Here is a 21119-nt window from a genome sequence, read left to right as displayed (position 1 = left end):
TTATTCCCGCCTCATCAATTCTCCGGCTTCTCAATATGATTCTCTATTATATCCTTTTTCTCCCCTTCTGTGCAAGAAAAACAAAAAAACAGCGGCATCAGCCACTTGCTTTCGCTCGTCCGCTGTCTGCCGCTGTCTGATTTTTGTTTCATTTATGTATGTTTCCGCATTTCAGATCCTCTTCCGGTCTGCTGCCAGATAGCTCCTTAGTGAAGAACACCATTTGCATCCGCTACCATACCGTTCGGAGCTACCATATTTGTCCAGAGTGCTCCGCTATTCAGGTCAAACAGATACCATGCGCCATCGATGAACTGATAGCCTGTCTTTCTTGCACCACGGGTGCCGTCGGATACCGGATTCAGATAATACTTGTACGGCCCTATCTGCTGCCAGCCGGTCAGCATCTTGCCTCTCGTACCATCGGATACTGGGTTTAAATAGAACCAGTTATTATCAGTATAGATCCAGTCTGTATCCATGAAGCCGTTTGCATTCAGATGATACCACTCATTATCAACATATACCCAGTTATTCTTAACCGGTACACCATTGATGTAGTAAGACCAGCCGTAAATGCTGTTTACCCACTGACCATTCGCATTTGCCGGAGTGGAACCACCAGAAGAATTATCGGTCGGAGGTGTACCTGTATACACATCTGAAGAATTCATATAATATTCATCGGACTCATCACTCCACTCACCCTTGTCGCTTCCGTCAACCGCGCGTACCTTAAAGGTATAATCGCCGGATTTCGTCATGTATGGGTAGAAATTGTAGCTTGTGCCTGTGGTTGTAACAGTCGTTACGGTAGAGCTGTTGCGGTACAGCTTAACTTCATACTTGCTTGCATCCGATACACTGTCCCAGGTTGCGGTACGATTGCTCCAGCTAAGATCCTCGACCGTATCCAAATCGCCGTCAACAGCTGACATCGTAATCTTAACTTTCCACTCGCTCTTATCGCCAGATCGCTTCGTAACTTTGTAAGCCGACTTGGTTGCAGAAAGCTTTGTGCCGGATAACTGATAACCGTCCTTTGCCTCGATCGTCAGGTAGATGACCGGCTTATCACCTCTCTCCCACTCGCTGTCGTCATTGTCAAACTCCTGCTCGGTAATCTCAACATTACCCTTCGTAACTTGTACATCCGGATCCCCGATGCTGTCGCCCGCTTCCGGTTTCGCATTGACACGGAACTTAACTTCCGAGATCTTTTTGTCAGCCGCGTATGCCGGAATACTCATCGCCAGTGCCGCCATGATAGCAAGAGCGGAAACCGCCGCTGCCTTCAGGTTATGTCTCATATCCCATCCTCCTTTTTTAATGTACTCTCGCGTACAAACTCTTGTTTCCATTATAACAAACATATCTGCCTGCGTCAAAATAAACTGTCGGTATTTTCAAAATTTTTACCTTGTTTTTTGAAGTAAATGTCTGTTTTCTGTTATTGACAGGATAGCACACTTTTATTACCTGAGAATAACTTTTTGTTTAAGGTTTTCTGACATTTTCGTCAATGATAAAATTTATATCATAATTGCTATTTTCTGTGACATAAAAAGAATGTACCTTTTTGTGTGATGGGGAATTCCAAGGAATTTTCTATCGCACAAAAAATAGACCGGGGCAGATTTCTGCGGTCCGGTCTATTTCTACCTTGCTTAAAAGCAGGTGTTCATTTTATTTGAAATACTCCACACCTGAAGCAAACAGCTGCATATCCTGATTTCCATAGATATTCATGCCTGTATCGCTCCAGCAGCGCTCGTTGTGACCCATCTTACCAAGAATACGTCCATCCGGGCTTGTGATACCCTCGATGCACTGGTAGGAACCGTTCGGGTTCCACTCCTCGCTGACGGATAAGTTTCCGTTCGGATCGCTGTACTGGATCGCGATCTGACCATTTGCGCGAAGTTTTGCAAGCCACTCCTCGTTGGCTACGAAACGTCCTTCACCATGGGACATCGGATTGCAGTATACGCCTCCCAGCTCTGCTTTTCTGAGCCACGGGGACAGGTTAGATACAACCTTTAAGTATGCCATGCGGGAAATGTGGCGTCCAATGTTGTTGGTTGTCAGAGTCGGGGAATCTGCTTTCTGCGGCTCAATCTTGCCTCCGGTTAAAAGTCCCAGTTTGATTAATGTCTGGAAGCCATTGCAGATACCCAGTACCAGGCCATCCCGGTCATGAAGCAGTTTGTCGATCTCCTCCATCATCGCCTCGTTGCGGAATACCGTAGCGAAGAATTTAGCCGAACCATCCGGCTCATCACCTGCGGAGAATCCACCCGGGAACATAATGATCTGGGATTTCTTGATATCCTCTTTGTACTGCTCGATGGAAGAACGGATATCGGATGCATTCTGGTTGCGGAATACACGCACAATCGTCTCCGCTCCGGCTGCCTCAAACGCTTTCGCGCTGTCCAGCTCGCAGTTGGTACCCGGCATTGCCGGAATAAATACGGTTGGTTTTGCCACTTTATGTTTGCATACATATACCTTATCGGTATTGTAAAGTGTCTCTTCTGCTGCCTTCATCGGTGCGCCGGAAGCGGTCGGGAACACTTTCTCCAGGGTTCCGGTCCATGCTTTCAGAGCCTCTTCCATAGAGATCATGGTACTGCCATACTCGAAGGTTCCCTTGTCGGTTACCTCACCGATCACAGTGTACGGGATGGACAGCTCGCCTACCTTGCCATCCGGAACCTCGCAGACGATATTGCCCCAGCCAGCGGCGAAGAAGTCTCTCGGATCTACATTGTGCTCAATCTTTACGCCCAGGCGGTTACCAAATGCCATCTTGCTGACAGCCTCTGCCACACCAGCACCCTCAACCGCATATGCGGAAATAATCTTTCCAGACTCCATATCGCGGTAGATTTTCTCGTAACCATCCATGATCTGGCTGTAAACCGGCAGGTCATGTGCATCTTTCTCGATGGTAAAGAGAACAATCTTGCTGCCCGCTTTCTTAAATTCCGGAGATACCACGTGTTTGGTATCGGAAATATCAACTGCAAAGGAAACCAGTGTCGGCGGTACATCGATTTCTCCGTGCTCTTCATCATAGAAGCTGCCGGACATACTGTCCTTGCCGCCGATGGACGGAAGTCCAAATCCGAGCTGCGCACTGTAAGCACCGAGCAGAGCGGAGAACGGTGTGCCCCATCTCTTCGGATCTTCCGTCATACGTTTGAAGTACTCCTGGAAGGTAAAGCGGATCTTGTGGAAATCACCGCCGTTTGCCACGATCTTAGCAACAGAATCCAGCACTGCGTAAGTAGCGCCGTGGTACGGGCTCCAGCTGGACAGGTACGGATCATAGCCGTAGCTCATCATGGTAACAGTATCGCATTTGCCCTCGCTCATCGGCAGTTTTGCCACCATCGCCTGTGTCTCGGTCATCTGGTGAACGCCGCCATATGGCAGGAATACACTGCTTGCGCCCACGGTGCTGTCGAACATCTCAACCAGACCCTTCTGGGAGCATACATTTAAGGAAGAAAGCATGGACAGCCATTTTTCTTTGACATCCTTTACTTCCTGTTTATCAAATACATTGCCTTCCCTGGTCGGAACCTCAACGGTAACGGTTGTCTCCTGATGAGCACCGTTGGTATCCAGGAATGCACGGCTTAAATCTACGATCGTCTTGCCTCTCCAGTTCAGAACCAGGCGCGGGGACTCGGTAACAACGGCAACCGGAACTGCCTCCAGGTTCTCTTCTGCTGCATAAGCAAGCATCTTATCAACATCTTTCGGGTCTACCACCAGAGCCATACGCTCCTGTGACTCGGAAATCGCAATCTCCGTTCCGTCCAGACCTGCATATTTCTTCGGAACCTTGTCAAGGTCAATCTGAAGTCCGTCAGCTAACTCACCGATCGCTACCGACACGCCGCCGGCGCCAAAGTCGTTACACTTCTTGATCAGACGGCTGACCTCCGGGCGGCGGAACAGTCTCTGTAATTTACGCTCGGTCGGTGCATTGCCCTTCTGAACCTCTGCGCCGCAGACCTCGATGGACTCCTCGGTATGTACCTTGGAAGAACCGGTTGCGCCGCCGATACCATCACGGCCGGTACGTCCACCCATCAGGATGATTACATCGCCCGGATCGGAAGTCTCACGGATGACGTTTTTGCGCGGAGCTGCTGCCATAACAGCACCGATCTCCATACGTTTTGCCACATAATTCGGATGATAAATCTCTTTTACATAGCCGGTAGCAAGACCGATCTGGTTACCGTAGGAGCTGTAGCCATGTGCTGCATCCTTTACGATGCGCTTCTGCGGAAGTTTGCCGTGCAGTGTCTCCGACATCGGACGGGTCGGATCAGCCGCACCAGTCACACGCATAGCCTGATATACATAGGTACGTCCGGAAAGCGGGTCACGGATAGCACCGCCTAAGCAGGTGGCAGCGCCGCCAAACGGCTCAATCTCGGTCGGATGGTTGTGGGTCTCATTCTTAAAGTTTACCAGCCACTCTTCTTCCTTGCCGTCGATGGTAACCGGAACTACGATACTGCACGCATTAATCTCCTCAGACTCCTCCAGATCCTCCAGCTTGCCTTCACGGCGAAGCTTCTTCATAGCGAGAACAGCCAGATCCATCAGGCAGACAAACTTGTCATCGCGATCTTTGTAGAGAACCTCGCGATCTGCCAGGTACTGTTTGTAAGAAGCTTCCATCGGCTCATTGTAATCGCCCTTTGTAAAGGTAACGTCCTTTAACTCAGTCTGGAAGGTCGTATGACGGCAGTGATCGGACCAATATGTATCCAGCACGCGGATCTCGGTCACAGACGGATCTCTCTTCTCTTCGTTCTTAAAGTAGTTGTGGATATGCTCGAAATCCTTGAACGTCATCGCAAGGTTCAGGGAATCGTAGAGTTCTTTTAACTCTGCCTCGCCATAACCGCAGAAGCCATCGAAAATCTTGACATCCTCCGGCTGCTCAAATACCGTTACCAGCGTTTCCGGCTTTGCGTTGTTATTCTCACGGGAATCCACCGGGTTAATGCACAGGGACTTGATGCCCTCGATCTGCTCCGCGGTCAGTGTTCCGGAAATAACATAAGTTGTCGCGGAACGGATCACCGGATTTTCCTCTTCATTCAGAAGTTTCACACACTGTTCTGCGGAATCGGCTCTCTGATCGAACTGTCCCGGCAGGAACTCAACGGAAAAGATCGTATCGCCTTCCTTGGACGGGAATGCCTCCTCATAGACAAAATCAACCGGCGGCTCAGAGAAGATCGTAATCAGCGCTTTCTGATATGCATCCTCCGATACATCCTCAATATCATAGCGGATCAGTACGCGGACATCGGTGATCGTGTCGATCCCCAGATAGCTTGCGATCTCCTCTTTCAGATCGTGAGCCAATACGGCAAATTCCGGTTTTTTCTCAACGAAAATACGTCTTACGCTCATGTTTTCCTCCTGTTTTTTCGTATTTTAATGTTTCATGTTCTGTAAAATACATTCATTTTTTAGCATAAAAGGCAAATGCCTTCTTCTAGCATCTGCCTTTATCATACACAATTTTTATAGATTAGTAAAATTAATATATTTAATATTTTTTATTAACACATCTTATTGGTTGCTGTTCCAACGTCCCTGTCTCATTCAGTGCAAGCAGCTTTCCCATCCCCGTCGAACGGTCATACGAAACAACCGACAGACTGGCATTCGCCACAATGATCTCCTGCGGATCCCGATGGAAACGGAGCAGATAATTCATCAAAAAGACGAGGATCCCACCGTGCGCCACGATCACCGCATCCCCGGCTGTCTCCTCCAAAATCTGTCGGATCGCCCGTTCACTCCGCGCCTCGCAGGATTTTCTTGATTCTCCGCCGGACGGGATGCCGACCATCGGCTGTTCCCTCCACAGATGAAATTCATCCGGGTACTCTGCTTCCACCTGCTGCCAGCTTTTGCCTTCCCAGCATCCAAAATCGCGCTCCCGCAGCCCCGTCAGGCGGCGGAGCGGTAATTTTCCTTCCTTTGCCAGGATCTCCGCCGTCTGGAATGCACGCGCAAGCGGGCTGGCATAGACCGCATCGATCCGCGTTTCCGCCGGATAGCCGCTCCTTTCTTTCAGGACAGTGGCAAGCTGCTCCGCCTGCTGCCGTCCTGTTTCGTTCAGCGGAATATCCGTCGTTCCCTGTATCTTTCCCGCCCGGTTCCAGTCGGTCTGACCGTGGCGTACCAAATAAAACAGCATTTTCTATTACTCCTGTTCATCTATCTCTTTCTGAGCCATCTCTGCCGCCTGACCGCTGACCTTCATCGCGTCCATCGTCAGCTTCATGATGTCACGGATCTCATCCTCGCTCATCTTCATGCGCTCCGCCAATTCCGCAAGGGTCGCCTCACGTCCCAGCTCCCGCGCCATGCTCGCAGAAATATCCTTGAGGACATTAACACGCGCCGCCATCTCCTCCTCGATCTTCGTCTCGCGGTTCTGAATCTGCAGCGCATCCTCGATCGCCGCACGCACCTTTTTCTCCATCTGCGCGTCGAAATCACCGTTTTCGTACTCGCTTGCGAACAGAAACAGCGCCATATTTGCCTCCTGCACCAGATCGCCCGCCGGAAGTCCCCGATCGTGGTACTCCTCCGCGATCTGAACCGCCTTCGCCAGTTTTACTCCGTCAGACGGGAAGCCGCTGTCTTGTCCCCCTCCGTCAGTTTTTTCAGAAGCGCTGTTTCCTCCTCCGGCGTGCCCTGCGGGAGATTTTTCAGTTCCTCTAAGTAAATATCATAAAATGTATTAGATTCCATGTGGTATTCCCTCCTAAAAAATACATACTTCTAAGATGATTCCGTCATTTTATCACAAACAAGACACAGATACAATCATTATTGACTCCGCCCTCCAATCATGTTACACTGAATACAGTTCTATAAGGAGGACTAATAAATGGATATCAACTATGAATTATATAAAGTATTTTACCACGTAGCCTCGACGTTAAGTTTCTCCGAGGCATCTAAGCAGCTTTTCATCTCCCAGTCGGCGGTCAGCCAGTCGATCAAGGTACTGGAGAAGAAACTGAACCAGACTCTTTTCATCCGCAGCACAAAAAAAGTACAGCTTACCCCGGAAGGCGAGATCCTACTCAAGCACGTAGAACCGGCGATGAACCTGATCCGTCAGGGCGAAAACCAGCTGCTCGACTCTAACAGCTTAAACGGCGGTCAGCTACGCATTGGCGCAAGCGATACGATCTGCCGCTATTATCTGGTGCCATTTTTAAGCGAATTTCACAAGCGTTACCCGAATATCCACATCAAGGTTACCAACCGTACCTCCATCGAATGTGCGCGGCTTCTGGACAACGGTCAGGTCGATTTTATTCTGACGAACTATCCAAACTCCGGGCTCGGTGGAACGCAGAATATCCATGTGCTGCGCGAATTCAACGATATATTCGTCGCCAATGAGACCTATTTTCCGATGAAAGACCGCCCGGTTACACTGCGCGAGCTGCAGGCACTCCCAATCCTCATGCTGGATCGCAAGAGTACCACCAGCGAATTTCTGCACAACATGTTCCAGAAGCACCAGCTCGACCTCGTACCGGAGATTGAATTAAGCAGCAACGATCTGCTCATCGATCTGGCGCGCATCGGTCTCGGCATCGCATTTGTCCCGGATTTCTGTCTCCCGGCTGGCGAAAAAGAACTTTATGCCCTGACCCTGACTGAAGCCCTGCCGCCGCGCCAGCTCGTCGTCGTCCACAATGAGACAATGCCGATCTCACAGGCATCGCGTGAATTTATTGAACTTCTGGAAAACGGCTCCAAAATGCCTGAAGCTCCTGCTCCAGAGACGAAAGACTGACCCGTTTGACATCGCTCCATTCCCTTGGAAATAATTCCCGATACTCCCGACGCCAGAACCGGTCATCCAGTAAAAGGATGACGCCCTGATCGGACGCGGTCCGGATGACCCGCCCTGCCGCCTGGAGTACCTTATTCATGCCCGGATACTGGTAGGCATATGCAAATCCATCTTTTCCCTCTTCTTCAAAATATCCCTGCAAAATTTTCTGCTCCGTGCATACCATCGGGAGCCCGGTTCCGACCACGATCACGCCGATCAGCCGATCGCCTGTCAAATCGATTCCCTCCGAAAACAGACCGCCCATCACGCAGAACGCCACCAGGGAGGTATCACGTTCAGCTGTTCGTTCGGGAGAAAATTTCTGTAAAAATGCTTCCCGTTCCTCCTCGGTCATGTGAGAATCCTGGACCAGGATTTCCATGCTTTTTCCGTTTTTCCCGGAATGATTTTTCATTTTTTCATTATCATCCAATTCAACATTCTGATACGCATATTCCCCTTCACACACCTCACGTACCCGGTTCATATACTGATACGACGGAAAAAACACAATATAATTGCCCTTTTTCACACTTGCCATCGTCTGGATGTACCGCAGCACCCGCCGGTATTCCGTCTCATTGCGCCGCGTATACCGGCTCGTCACATCCGTCGCCGCCAGCAGAAGACGCCGCTCCTGCGGAAACGGGGACGCCACATAGACCGTATAGTCCTCCTCCTGATCCGACAGAAGCATCCGGTAATACCGGAGCGGCAGAAGCGTTGCCGAGAAAAAGACCGCCGCTTTCCCCTGCGACAGGCACTGCGCCAGATTTTCAATCGGATTGACACAATAAAGCCGGATGACAAATTCGCCGGACGGCAGAAGTTCCGTATAAATCCTGTAATGCTCATCGACCCGCTCATACATATTTAAAAAATGTCGCACCGAAAAATAAAAATCCAGAATCGTGTCCCGCCCATCTTCCCCGCCCGGCTTTTCCAGATACTTTTCCATTTCTCCAAAAACACCGTTTAACACTGAAACCAGATGTCCGGCATCCTTGAGCACCTGGTAGCCGCTGCACTCCCGCTTCATCCCCAGAAGCGCCTTATTTAACCTTGTAAGCTGCCGCCCCAACGCCGGCGCACGATGTCCCAGTACCTTTTTCGTCAAAAGCACTTCTTCCTTTATAATAGAAGCACTATACATTTCCCGCGCGCGCGATACCAGATTGTGGGCTTCATCCATCAGGAAGAAATAGTCCCCCTCCGCCCCATCCGCAAAATAACGTTTCAAGCGCACATCCGGGTCAAAGACATAATTATAATCACAGATGATCCCATCCACAAACGAAGAAATATCGAGGCAGAACTCAAACGGGCAGACCTGAAATTTTTCCGCATACTCTAAAATTACCGAACGCGTAATTCCAAATTCCTGATGCAAAATTTCATACACCGCATCGTTGACACGGTCAAAATGCCCTTTCGCACGCGGGCACATTTCCGGATTACACACCGGTTTTTCCAAAATACACAACTTTTCCTTTGCCGTGATCGTGACCGAACGAAAATACAGCCCGCGTTCCCGCAAAATCGCCAGCGCCTCTTCCGCCACCGTCCGCGTGATCGTCTTCGCCGTCAGGTAAAAGAGTTTCTGCCCATGTCCTTCCCCGATCGCTTTAAGCGCCGGAAATACCGTCGAAAGTGTCTTTCCAATCCCGGTCGGGGCCTGGACAAACAGCCTGCGCCCGCGCTCCAGCGTCCGGTAAACCGCCACAGCCAGCTCCCGCTGTCCCGCCCGGTACGGATAGGGAAATTCGAGCGCTTTGATTGATTCATCACGTCGCAGCCCGTTGTGATAGAGGTAACGCGCCCATTTGACATATTCATGGATCAGACCAGCAAACCATTCAGAAAGTTCGTTCATCGTCTGGATCTCCTGAAAGCGGCGGATCTCCTCCGTCTCCAGATTACAGTAGGTGAGCTGCAGTGTCACTTCGTCCAGCGCTTCCTGTAATCCATAGATATAGCCATAACAGCGCGCCTGCGCCATATGCACGCCAACCGCTTCTTCCAGACAGTTTACATCCTGGTAAACACACTTGATCTCATCGATCGTGACATCTTTTCCATCCCGGATGATTCCATCCGCACGCCCCTCGACCACGATCTGGAATCCGTCCTCCTCCACCGAATGGCGCAGCGACACCTCCGCCTGATACCCTGATCCCATCCGCCGCTGTATCTTCCGGTGCATCCGTCCTCCAGCTAACATCGCCTCTTTCTGTGCACCCGCCGTGCGCCGGTTATCAATATCCCCCGAACGCAGAACGAACTCAACCAGATTGCGGACGGAGATCCGTATCTGCCTGCCGGTCAGCTCCATGTGTGGTTCCTCCCTTCCCCGTACATGTACTCTCGGAATCTTTCTGTGCTTGATTTTGTGAAATGATTTTTTGTCAGTTGTGCCCAAATTTCTGAGGCGTACGCGGTGCGTACGTTGATGAAATTCGGGTGCGGCTGGCGGAAAATCAGCCACAAAAGCACGTGCAGAAAGACTCCGAGAGTACATATATATGTCTATCAAAAAGACTGCAGACACCATCTTCTCTCCGGCACCCGCAGTCTTTCTTTATTTTCGTACTATCAACTTTTCTTTCATCATGCCGATTCGAGCCATACATATCCTTCCAAAATATCTATGATATCTATGTTCCACTTGAACCAGCCTTCCAGCCCTTTTATGCCGCTGTCACATTGTCCGCTTCCATCGTGTCAAGGAACGCCTCATACTCTGCATCCTCGCCCGTGTACTCAACGGTCAGAATCTGTGTCAGATCCAAACTCATAACTCCCAGAATCGACTTGGCGTCAATGACAACACGGTTATAAAAAACATCAATATCAAAATCGCATTTCATAGAAGCATTGACAAATTTCTTTGCATCTTCTATCGTTTTCAGCATAATTTTTCTCTGTTTCATAATAAACAACTCCTTTTTCCTGAATGTACCAACAGAATTTTTCCCTCCGTTTTTTAGGCACATTTAAAACCATAAAGATTTATTCAGTGTTTATAGCATGATTTTTGTCGAATGTCAATTTGATTTCTTTTATACCGCATATTTTTAATACATGATTTTTACCAAAAAAGCAGCGTGTTTCTTGGTAAAATATTCCGACGTCTAGAACTATCGTCGTATTCATTTCATGATATATTGTCATTATTTATATACATCAAATGGTTTAGCGGATTGTTTTTGGGCAGTTGAACTAAATATTCATTGTGATTTTCCACCCAGCATGAGCACACAAATTCTCTTTTACCAAATTATCCTGATCTCTAGTTTCCATATAAAATGATGAATGATACTTAATAAATGGAAAAAAATATATTAAATCAAAAAAATGAAAAATTATAAAAAAATTGTTGACTTTTCGTTATGGCTATGATATCATAACTGAGTCAGCAGCGAAGGGGAATAGTTCAATGGCAGAGCAACGGTCTCCAAAACCGTTAATGGGGGTTCGAATCCCTCTTCCCCTGCTTCTAAAGGCGTCAGTGATTCAGAGATGAGTCATTGGCGTTTTTGTTTTTTAAACATTCAAGTCGAACGTTCGTGAGATTGGCGCGTGATTGCTTGTAAATAAAGGCTTTTCAACGTTTTCTTGTCATCTAAGCGCACATCCTGTAATCATTTTCAGCTCGTCATTCTTGAGATCTTTCTTATCTAATACCACTTAATCCTATCTGTTTTAGTATTAAAATGTCACTGATTTGTCACTGAAGTGTCACTGATTTGTCACTGATTTTCCTATCATGTTTTTTGAAACGAACTTCTGTTTGATTATATCATAGACTTTCACTTTTCTACAAGATAAAATCTCCTGTACATCATTATACTGTAAAAAAGGTGTTTCTACTTATTATAAAAGGACAGAAGCATTTCTCCACTCCTGCCCTGTTACAATTACTATTTTCTTATACCTAGCAAATTATCCATTAGCCCATTCCGATAATTTTCATCTCTGCCATAAGCCCCTCTCATAGACCCAATCAGTGAGCATGGCTTTTTTTCTACTTTTTCTTCTTGCTTCTGTTCTTCATCCAGCGTCACTCTTCTCATGAACACAATCTCCTCTGGCTTGACATATTCATACGATCTGCTCCACTTGCCCGAAGAAGTATCAATTACAACCATGATTGCTTTCTCGCCGTCCTCTTCTTCTGGTATTAACCCTATCTCAATGATTGTTCCAAGACATTCCCTGTCCTCTGTTCCGCAATAGACAATATCGCCCTTGCAGAAACGCTCTGTCATATTATTTTCTGTATATTCCATACATGGAATCATTTCAATTTTACCCATGATTTTTTCCTCCTATATAAATAAGGTGGCAAGAATCCCCACCACCTATCAACTAAAATTTAAACTTTGAAAATTGTTGTGCCATTACAAGACTAAAATTTTCATACAATGCTTTGGCAAATCCATCTGGATCTTGCACGTTTTGAAGTACAATTTTATCAATCGGTGCATTCACAGTGTAGGACGCATTATTGACCTGTGTACTGCTCTTGGACATAGCTTCTATGCCCCTCTTCAATCCATCTGCGTAGGCTTGTCCATATCCTTTATCCACATTTGAAATCAATCTATGACGCTGTTCAGCATTTACAATCTGTTCACCAGCCTTGAGGATGTATGGATACTCTTTAGGATCAAGTGCTTTCAATCCCATAGACTTCATCCATGCTTCTTCACTGTCCTCGGTACTTTTTCCTACAACACCAGCTTCCAAACCACTGTGAGCGATGCCAGCTTTCTTACGATTAATTTCTGCACCGGGTCCATTGTTTTCGTCCTTATTAGACCAAGCGCTCTTTCCAGGTCCATCAGATTTACTATGATGTTTCTTTTTGGAACTAGAATCGTCATCCTCATCTTCGTCATCATCATCACGTTCAGATTCTTTTAGTGCTTTCTTAACATCTTTTAGAACGCTCAACATCTCAGATACATCTTTTGTAAGTTGTTGCCAACTGGTAGTCTGTTCTCCAATTAATTTGGAATTTTCTTCATACTGACGTAGAGAAGCAAGTAAATCTTGTCCAGATGTTTTCAAATCATCTTTAATACCAGCAAGAACTTGTTCCGCACTGGAACCAGAAGCACCCGTTACATCTTTGCTGTATTGAAGGACATTCATAAGATTAGCATCAGCAGAAATCAGACCTTTATTAAGTTGATTTAAAAGTATTTGAATCTGTGTCTGTGCTTCATTCGCTGTAATAGTACCAGCCTTATACGCTTCAATATAACTATTCAGAAGATTATAGATTCTCTCTGTAGACTGAATCTGATCCTCATACGCTTTCAGTTGAGAAGCATTCTGTTCATACCGATTCTTAAACACAGTATAAATGTCATTATCATTACCAGATAGAACCTTATCTTTCCAACCAGAACCAAGATAATCAGTAGCAAGAGTAGCATTTTGAGCCTTGGTTACATTCTCGGCAATCTCAGACCACTTATCTTTGATTTTGTCTAAGGCTTCGAGCTGTTCGTCAACCTTATCATTGTAATCATCCAGTTGTTTATTGAGAGCATCTAACTCTTCTTGCAGATCATTCTTTGTTTTTGCAAATTCAGCATCTTGGAATTCTTTCTGTGCGTTACGAATATTGTCTGTGTTCGTCTCGTAGACAATCTCGCCGTTACGGGTTCATTCTGTTACTTTCGGTCATCGACCTACTGACCATATATTAATATGGCGATACGTCATTTCTGGCGTATTCTCACATTTCTTTTATTTGGGATTATTTTGTGAGATCGGACTGGATCTTCACCCTCTTGTCTTCTTAGAAGAGTAGGGGAATAGCGAAGGTTATATGATTACTCATGCAACCGTTACAGTCTCTAAGGATTTTGAATTTAGACATAAGAAAAGACACCTTAGTTGGTGTCTTCTTGAGAATCGAGCATATGAATTATTCCATCTATGTCAGGAGTCATAAAATGTTTATTGCCATTTTCGCATTGTTTCAAATAATCTTGACAAGCTTGTACAATAATAGGTTCATTATCATCAATTTTATTTTTTATCATTAAATCAAATGGTTCACTTATCAAATATGTTTGAACGTATTTATCTATGATTGGAAATATTTTAATATAATGAATTCCATGTGAATGATGTAACTTTGTTTTTGAATTAGGTGGTAATGGCAAGTATTGATTTTTAGGAGTAGTCGGTGATATATTAGAACGCATTGGTACAACAAATTTCCTATATTGTTCTTTATATTTTAAGCTAATAAGTAAAACACTTGGACGACCATCTTCATTAAATAATAATTCTTTATGTACGCTATGTTTTTTACATTCATTAAAGAAACTGTCTGATATTTTTACTAATCTCATCTTTTGCTCCTAAAAAGAAAGAGCCAATCAAGGCTCCTTCTAACATACAGTTGGATAATATTCTACTTTTACATCCCGTTATCCGCGGAGATAAACATACAGTTGAATGATATTCTACATTTTAGTCCCGTCATTCACGGAGACAAACATACAGTTGGATAATATTCTAACCGTTATCCACGGCTTACCAGAACTATCAACTAATTCTTACCTTTATTATACACAATAATTTGGATTTGTAAACCACAAAACGTATATTCGATTCCATTTTTGAGAGAATATATATATTTATGCTTTTTCTTATCTAAATTCAATCTTTCCACGGTCTTGTCCGTCCCATCGGATATTAACCGTTATAGCTATTTTTATTGCAATCACATTACTGTGAAAGAAGGCAATCATTTCACCTTTTCCGTTTTCTGCGTATTAGCAATCTGTAAATTATAGAGTTTCTGTTCTAAATCCTGTTGTAATTGCAGTTTCGTGTTCTGCTTATCCAACAGATCAATCTTATCTTGAATAGCGTCTTTCTGTTTCTCAATGTTCTTCTGGAACTCTTTTTGCTGGTCTTGGATGGCTTTTGTCTCATCGTCAATCGCACCTGTAACAGCACTAATGACAGTTGTATAATCATCTTGTAAAGCAGTCAGAGCATCCTTGACTGTATTCAAATCAGAAGAATAATTGCTAATCTTAGTTAATGGAAGTTGAAGTAATTCTTCATTCCATTTTTTCAGATTTTGAATCATGGATGACATTTCGCCGTTGACATTCTGAAGCTGACTGTATAACTCATTCCAGTTATCAGAACCAACATCGTAAGTATCCATAACATCTTTAATAATTCCAGCCTGTTCTTTATACTCACTGATGATAGTGGAACCATTCTTGATAAGTTCTTGGTAATAATCTGCTGTAAGAGCAGTACCAGATGCTTCTAATTCAGCACCCCAGTTCTGAATAGCAGTAGAAATATCCTTATACATATTAATGACGGTTGTCATATTTGTAATAGGCATTTCTTTGAGTTGCTTATTGTATTCCGCCTGTTGTTCTTCCAGATCAAGAAGCTCTCCTTCTGCATCCGAAATACTCTTTGTCAGTTCATACCATTCTTCGTCCCCGACTTCCAGACCTTCATCCATAGCCGCACTTAGCTTTTTCTTACGGGATTTGATAACAGATTTGGTATTGCCGATCTGTGTTCTGGTATTGCCGATCATCGTCTCATAGGTAGACGCATCGACAATATTTCCACGTGCTTTCAGTAAATCAATCTGCTTCTGAATTAAATCATTGTTGCTACTTAGGCGTTCATTCTCTTTGGTAGCCTGTTCAATGATTTGTTCATAATAACTGCTCTTATCTTCACGAAGTTGTTTCTGAATCTCCTTGGCATTCTTTTGAGAATCAAGATAACTGTCATATGCTTTCATGGCATTTTCGACATTTGTTTTCTGATCCCCTGTCATGGATTCAATATCAATACCACCATTCTCAATCTTATCTCTGTATTCTGGTACTTTAGAAACCAGCTCTTCATAAGACTGCTTATAATAGTCAAGTGATTGATTTGCTTGGTCTAAACGGGATTGATCCACTACCATCAACTGTTGATAAAGGCTCTGTCTGCTTTCCAGTCCATTGTTTTCAGAAAGATTTTTTAGTTCTTCCAGACTGATACCTAGTCTATTTGCATAATCTAAAAGTTCCTGCGCTTCATTTGAGTTAGGATCAAATGGAAGAGAGAACAACTCCTGTACACGTTTGATATCTTCTTCTGATAGTCCTGTATATGCAGTCCATGTATCGGAAATGGCAGTTTTCAATTCTTCGCTCTTACGTTCTAGTAGTTCTGCACTTCTGGAAATCCAGTCGATTGTAGAATTTTCTTTTGGATCTGATTTTCCTTTGTTACCTCCACCACCAGAACCTTTACTTACACTTGGATTGGTAGATTTTGGTCCAGTATATCCTTTTACAGGAGCAATATCAGCTAGTAAATTTTTTTCAAAACTGGTCGCAGTTTTTTGGATTTGCTTTTCTGCTAAACTGGATATAACACGACTATATTTTGCACCTTTATGTAATGTTCCATCGGCATTATAATATTTTCCGTCTTTTAAAGTTAATGCATTACCAGTAGCTCTATCAACCATTACAGATTTGCTTTTATAACCAGATGCATCCGTTTGCTGTGTTGCGCCAGCTAATGCAGCCATATCTTTTTTCGCAGCGTAATATTGTCTCCATGCATTTATGCTAATTCCTAATTGAGAAACTTCTGCGGCTAAAGCTGAAATATCTCCAGAGGTGTCAATTACACTATTAATTAATTTTTGAGCAATATAAGCAGCAAAAGCTTGTCTTCCTACCTCCGTCTGTTCTGATTCAGCAGCTAATTGTTGAATTTCTTCCGCTGTAGCATTAGTTAAATCTTGTGCATTCCAAGCAGCTCGGCATGAGTAGCTGCCAAATTTGCAGATACGATCTCCTCGGAGTTTTGAACCCCCATAAGTTCCAGATACTTAGTTGTTACATTAGCCGTATCATCACTTAATCCATCTAATACATCAGAATTATAAAGAAAAGCAGTAGCAAGATTATCAAATGCCTCCTGACAGGCTTGAATATTTTTAGGATTTTCAGAAACCGTATTGACAAAATCATTATACTCTGTTGTGAAACCAGAAAAATTTTCTTTGAAATTCTTATTATCAAGAATAGAATAATCAAATACATCATCTTTCTTCTTGATAGAAGTCATAACCTTATCAAGCTCTTCGAATCCCTCTGACAGACTATTGATTTGAGAAATCATTTCTGACTTAGTAAATGGTGCGCTTACATTGCCCTGTTCTTTTTCCGCTTGAACCAATGAATAGATATGGTCGCACGTTTCTTTGGCTGTCTTACCCGTAGCATCCAACAACTGACGATATCGTTCGTTATTAGATAAGGTAGATTCATCCAGTGTGCCAGCACTCGCCATCTTTTCCAATTCTTCTTTTTGGGATCGGAAAGAATCACTATCCCATACAGATTTGAACCCTTCTTCTGGTGATACTCCACCAAATAACTGCTGAAATAGCGTGGATATTTCTTTCAAAATACCCAGTAATTCCTTATCTTTTTCTACATCCAGACTACCATCAAACTTCTGAAAATCGGTCATGGTATCACTTAGGGTAGATTTAAGAGTAAAAAGCTGGTCTTTCACATACTTGGAATGCATCTCCAAATCGGTATAGGCATCCATATTCATATAATCTTTCGGATGCTCTGTCTGGAAATCAAGAATCTCCTGTTCTACCTGTTTTTGTTCTTCCAATAAGGATTTATAATCTTCAAGCTGTTGTTTCGCAACGTCTAATTGTGAACCAGAATAAACATCTTCTTTTGCCGTTCCGTATCTCTCATTTCCAGCTTCAACCTGTGTTTCATCCCATCCTGTATAACGGGTCATACCTTTTGGCTTGGAATTGAAATAATTGACCGCCTTATCATGTGCATCATCTTCCGCGATATTCAATAATGCTTTCTTATTCCGAAGCTCCCGTTCCAACTCCTCATTGGTTTCTTTCAGACGATCTAGTTCTTCCTGCTCCGTGAAAGACAGATGATCCTTACTATTTAATTCATCGATCCGTGAACCCGTGGTTTTCAGTTTATCATTGATGGATTCTACATCTGATTTCAGTTCCTCATACTCATCGGATGCTTCATTTGCCGCATTTTTCAGATTTTCAGTCCTATTGGCAACTGCATCATACGCAGTACCTATCGCCCAGATTGCCGCAGAGATAGCCGCTGTGAGCCCCATATTCAGAGCCATATTTAAAGCAACCGTCTGTAATTTCAGTTTCAGACTTGCCGCCGCTGTCATATTCAGTGCATTGGTATATCCTTCCATACCGGCTTCTGTGCCTTTCAGACTGGAAAGATATTTCTTCATATCCATATCATCGGTCAACTTATTGATCGCTTCTTGACTGACGCACTGTTTCTGAACAAGCATATTATAATTGGAAATAACAGATTGAGCATTAGCGATTGGTTCTTTGACTTTAGATGTGAAAATACCACCAAATTTCTCTCCTGCCGCTGATGCCTGTTGCATTTCTTCCATTGTCTTACCAAGGAATGTAATTCCAGAACCATTGTTATCAAATGCTCCCAGATTGATACCTTTTAATGCCGCACCACCTGTAATTGCTCCTGTGGCAACGGATAACAGACCCAGCTTGTCAATCAACGCAGAAATTACATCCAAGAATCCAGATGCCGCATCTGTCGCACCTTTAAGGAACTCACTATTTGCAATCACAGATGCCAGATGTTCATAGGAGGCAGTCAGAGAATTGATATGCGCTTGAACGGTATCGGTATATGCAGAGAACTTCTCCAATGCTTCATCACTGGAATTTGCCGATACCTGTGTAAGTTTCTGCACCTTGTCCCAGTTAGAAAGAAGGACTGCACCTTTATTTTGCTGATATGTACCGAACATTGCTGTATTGACAGCGTTTCTCTCCACGTCATTCAATGAAGAATATTTTTCTGCCACATCCTGTAGTACATCCCCAAGATCACGATAATCAGTGAGGTTATCACGAATCTTCACACCGATTTTCCCAAGGACAGATTCTACATTTGACAGATCCTCTCCTGTCTCATAGTCCACAAATTTATTTGCTTTGATTTGGGAATACCTTGCAACAATGGATTTAACCGCATTACCGATTTCTTCATCCCCTGATTGTGTAACGTCCTTCAGTGTTGCAATGATACCGATCAGCTGATCCAGTGATATTCCAACCAGACTCGCAGACGTAGCAGTTCTACTCATTGATTCTGCCAGTCCTCCTGCATCGGAAGCTGATTCGAGGTCTACTGCACTTAGCTTTGAAACAACCGCTAATGCAGATTCAGCAGACATTTTATAACCATTCAGAACAGCGGTCAAATCTTCCGTAGCATCGGACGCGTCAATCATACCGATTTTAGAGAGAATCATAGAATCTTTGATAAGAATATTTGCTTCTTCAATACTTTTACCCTGTCTTAACCAAGCATCCGCACCTTCAGCAATCTGTGTTGTGGTAGAACCTAATTCTTTCGCCATCTGATTGTATGTATCAATCAGTCCTTTTGTCTCTTCTCTGGTCTGACCTGTCGCAACCTGCAAATTAAACAGAGCATCGTCAATATTTCTTGCAGTACCAACCATTTGTTTGAATGTCTGGAACGCCGCAGTCAGTGATATAACACTCGTTACCGCGCTTTGAAATTCCGATTTCATTTGTTGTGCCGCTTTAGAGCCTGTAAGACCCATTTGCTTTGCTTCTGCTTGAATAGACTGAAATTCTGCCTTTAAATGGGTAAACTCTGTAGAATCGGCGCTGGATAGCTTAGATTTAAGGTCTGAAAGCCTATCAGAGAACGCTTTGGCAGCAGCCGTGTTCTGGTTCATCCAAGTATTAACTTTGGTTCCAAACAGATTCTTGCTGTCCTGTAATTTCGATGCAGATGCAGAGTTTTTCTGCTCCTGTGTAAGCTGTTTGTACTGTTGTGTTGTCTTATTGAGCTGTTCTGACAACTGATTGTACAGGGCAATCTTCTGTGTCGGATCATCTGTCTGGTTGATTTGAGATAGCAGAGAACGCATAGAAGCAAAGGATTGTACTGTTTCTTCCGGCATTTTGAATTTAGCACCTTGGAATTTAGATTCCAGATAGTCAAGATCCGCCGGAAGTTCTTTTAAATATTGATCTAGCTTCTTTGCCGCTCCTGTATTAGATAAGGAAGAATTAAATTGTTTCGCCTGTTCTGTAGCTTCCTTGGACTTGATATTATACGCATTGATAAGGTTCGTAGCAAGGTTATCGCCCATCTTCTTACCAATGACCGCCGTTTCGTTCATATTTCCAATCTTGCTAAGACTTTTCTTTAATTCCTCATCGAGGATTTCTGCTTTTAAAGATATTTTTATTCCGGCTGAATCTAACCGTTTTTGAACAGATGCTATATCTGTTTTAATCTGTTGGACTGATTGATCGATATTCAAACCAGTCGATAATTCAATATCAACATTACTCATTTTTACCATCCTTTCTACTGTATCAGTATTCTTTATTTATTTTTACGTTAAATGGATTCTGAACACTTCTCCTATACTCTTCCACCGCTTTTTCTATGAAATGGGTTGCTTTCCTGTACCCGAAATATGGAACATCTTTAAATTTGCCGGAAGTTTGCCATCCCTCATTTAAAAGAACAGCGGTATTTACATCTTTTCCATCCAGTCCCGTATGCCATGCCCCATCATCAAAACCAACACGGATTGATAACGATGCTCCTGTGGATGATACCTTAACAAATAATCGATCATCAATGTATATAGAATTGTACAGTTCATAGGTACGCTGGTATATTTTCGGATTGTATGAATCATAGACAGCATCTAATTGACGCATGATACAATCTGCTAAAATACGGGCGTGTTTCTGTAATTCTGATTTAACCGTGATTCCATTGGAAGTTTTTAACTTAGATATGTTCAGATTTTTTAATTGTACTTTTAGATTTGACATTTTTATTTTCCTTGAAAAATTCCACATGATAGAACTCTTTTATTTCTTCTAATGTATAGTCGTATTGTTCCTTGGTGGAATTTGATTTTTGAAGATATGCAGTTTTGAATACTACTGCTACAACTGTATATAAAGTGTTATTGTATTTAATTATATTTCCTCGATTTAACTCCATTTGATTCTATTTAATTCCTTTCGTTCCTGTTATTCCTTGTTTTTGGGTATTAAAAAATCAACTAC

14 protein-coding genes and 1 tRNA gene are annotated in these 21119 nt (G+C 43.8%); 2 read left to right on the top strand and 13 right to left on the bottom strand.

From position 1 onward, the window contains the following. Positions 1 to 206: 206 nt before the first annotated feature. The 5 genes from DWZ16_RS00070 to DWZ16_RS15705 form a co-directional block, all read right to left on the bottom strand. Complete coding sequence (locus DWZ16_RS00070; protein ID WP_118522059.1) at positions 207 to 1310, bottom strand: N-acetylmuramoyl-L-alanine amidase family protein; 1104 nt, start codon at positions 1308 to 1310, stop codon at positions 207 to 209. Positions 1311 to 1686: 376 nt separating this feature from the next. Next, a complete protein-coding gene (locus DWZ16_RS00065; RefSeq protein WP_118522058.1) occupies positions 1687 to 5451 on the bottom strand; it encodes a phosphoribosylformylglycinamidine synthase in 3765 nt (1254 codons plus the stop codon). Between the two features lie 139 nt (positions 5452 to 5590). Then, positions 5591 to 6247 (bottom strand): histidine phosphatase family protein, encoded by a 657-nt coding sequence (locus tag DWZ16_RS00060; protein WP_118522057.1) that lies wholly within the window; start codon positions 6245 to 6247, stop codon positions 5591 to 5593. Between the two features lie 6 nt (positions 6248 to 6253). Next, entirely contained in the window at positions 6254 to 6589 is a 336-nt protein-coding gene (locus DWZ16_RS15710; RefSeq protein ID WP_243021870.1) for a sigma-70 domain-containing protein, read from the bottom strand. A gap of 80 nt (positions 6590 to 6669) precedes the next feature. After that, positions 6670 to 6807, bottom strand: coding sequence for a hypothetical protein (locus DWZ16_RS15705; RefSeq protein WP_243021869.1), 138 nt, complete (start codon positions 6805 to 6807; stop codon positions 6670 to 6672). 139 nt (positions 6808 to 6946) lie between these two features. Here DWZ16_RS15705 and DWZ16_RS00050 point away from each other — a divergent pair, with 139 nt between their 5' ends. Next, complete coding sequence (locus tag DWZ16_RS00050; protein ID WP_022359290.1) at positions 6947 to 7870, top strand: LysR family transcriptional regulator; 924 nt, start codon at positions 6947 to 6949, stop codon at positions 7868 to 7870. On the opposite strand, the gene DWZ16_RS00045 is transcribed toward DWZ16_RS00050, so the two are convergent. After that, positions 7806 to 10244 carry an ATP-dependent DNA helicase gene (locus DWZ16_RS00045; RefSeq protein WP_118522056.1) on the bottom strand — a complete coding sequence of 813 codons (2439 nt, stop codon included), beginning with the start codon at positions 10242 to 10244 and terminating at the stop codon, positions 7806 to 7808. The genes DWZ16_RS00050 and DWZ16_RS00045 overlap by 65 nt on opposite strands. 355 nt (positions 10245 to 10599) lie before the next feature. After that, positions 10600 to 10842 (bottom strand): HPr family phosphocarrier protein, encoded by a 243-nt coding sequence (locus tag DWZ16_RS00040; RefSeq protein WP_107000009.1) that lies wholly within the window; start codon positions 10840 to 10842, stop codon positions 10600 to 10602. A 492-nt stretch (positions 10843 to 11334) separates the two neighbouring features. Between DWZ16_RS00040 and DWZ16_RS00035 the strand changes: the two genes are divergently transcribed. Next, a tRNA-Trp gene (locus DWZ16_RS00035) sits at positions 11335 to 11405 on the top strand. Positions 11406 to 11832: 427 nt separating this feature from the next. Here the strand turns inward: DWZ16_RS00035 and DWZ16_RS00030 are convergent. The 6 genes from DWZ16_RS00030 to DWZ16_RS00005 all read right to left on the bottom strand — a co-directional run bounded on the left by DWZ16_RS00030 (position 11833) and on the right by DWZ16_RS00005 (position 20879). Next, positions 11833 to 12228, bottom strand: coding sequence for a hypothetical protein (locus tag DWZ16_RS00030; RefSeq protein ID WP_118522055.1), 396 nt, complete (start codon positions 12226 to 12228; stop codon positions 11833 to 11835). A gap of 52 nt (positions 12229 to 12280) precedes the next feature. Next, positions 12281 to 13276 carry a hypothetical protein gene (locus tag DWZ16_RS00025; protein ID WP_118522054.1) on the bottom strand — a complete coding sequence of 332 codons (996 nt, stop codon included), beginning with the start codon at positions 13274 to 13276 and terminating at the stop codon, positions 12281 to 12283. A gap of 542 nt (positions 13277 to 13818) precedes the next feature. Further along, entirely contained in the window at positions 13819 to 14286 is a 468-nt protein-coding gene (locus DWZ16_RS00020) for a hypothetical protein (RefSeq protein WP_118522053.1), read from the bottom strand. A 398-nt stretch (positions 14287 to 14684) separates the two neighbouring features. Further along, positions 14685 to 16508, bottom strand: coding sequence for a hypothetical protein (locus DWZ16_RS00015; protein WP_118522052.1), 1824 nt, complete (start codon positions 16506 to 16508; stop codon positions 14685 to 14687). A gap of 209 nt (positions 16509 to 16717) precedes the next feature. Beyond that, complete coding sequence (locus DWZ16_RS00010; RefSeq protein ID WP_182427266.1) at positions 16718 to 20386, bottom strand: phage tail tape measure protein; 3669 nt, start codon at positions 20384 to 20386, stop codon at positions 16718 to 16720. A 22-nt stretch (positions 20387 to 20408) separates the two neighbouring features. Then, positions 20409 to 20879, bottom strand: a complete 471-nt coding sequence (locus DWZ16_RS00005) for a hypothetical protein (RefSeq protein ID WP_118522050.1) — start codon at positions 20877 to 20879, stop codon at positions 20409 to 20411. Positions 20880 to 21119: the final 240 nt, after the last annotated feature.

This window comes from Clostridium sp. AF29-8BH (genome assembly GCF_003478145.1).
Lineage (GTDB): Bacteria > Bacillota > Clostridia > Lachnospirales > Lachnospiraceae > Otoolea > Otoolea fessa.
Note: the sequence above shows the minus strand (reverse complement) of the source record. Positions and strands in the feature narration are given on the sequence as shown.

Coding starts and splice junctions, on each gene's coding strand:
- DWZ16_RS00005 (WP_118522050.1), bottom strand. CDS start 20,879: ATGTCAAATCTAAAAGTACAATTAAAAAATCTGAACATATCTAAGTTA.
- DWZ16_RS00065 (WP_118522058.1), bottom strand. CDS start 5,451: ATGAGCGTAAGACGTATTTTCGTTGAGAAAAAACCGGAATTTGCCGTA.
- DWZ16_RS00045 (WP_118522056.1), bottom strand. CDS start 10,244: ATGGAGCTGACCGGCAGGCAGATACGGATCTCCGTCCGCAATCTGGTT.
- DWZ16_RS00070 (WP_118522059.1), bottom strand. CDS start 1,310: ATGAGACATAACCTGAAGGCAGCGGCGGTTTCCGCTCTTGCTATCATG.
- DWZ16_RS00030 (WP_118522055.1), bottom strand. CDS start 12,228: ATGGGTAAAATTGAAATGATTCCATGTATGGAATATACAGAAAATAAT.
- DWZ16_RS15705 (WP_243021869.1), bottom strand. CDS start 6,807: ATGGAATCTAATACATTTTATGATATTTACTTAGAGGAACTGAAAAAT.
- DWZ16_RS00020 (WP_118522053.1), bottom strand. CDS start 14,286: ATGAGATTAGTAAAAATATCAGACAGTTTCTTTAATGAATGTAAAAAA.
- DWZ16_RS00015 (WP_118522052.1), bottom strand. CDS start 16,508: ATGGCTGCATTAGCTGGCGCAACACAGCAAACGGATGCATCTGGTTAT.
- DWZ16_RS00040 (WP_107000009.1), bottom strand. CDS start 10,842: ATGAAACAGAGAAAAATTATGCTGAAAACGATAGAAGATGCAAAGAAA.
- DWZ16_RS15710 (WP_243021870.1), bottom strand. CDS start 6,589: ATGGCGCTGTTTCTGTTCGCAAGCGAGTACGAAAACGGTGATTTCGAC.
- DWZ16_RS00010 (WP_182427266.1), bottom strand. CDS start 20,386: ATGAGTAATGTTGATATTGAATTATCGACTGGTTTGAATATCGATCAA.
- DWZ16_RS00050 (WP_022359290.1), top strand. CDS start 6,947: ATGGATATCAACTATGAATTATATAAAGTATTTTACCACGTAGCCTCG.
- DWZ16_RS00060 (WP_118522057.1), bottom strand. CDS start 6,247: ATGCTGTTTTATTTGGTACGCCACGGTCAGACCGACTGGAACCGGGCG.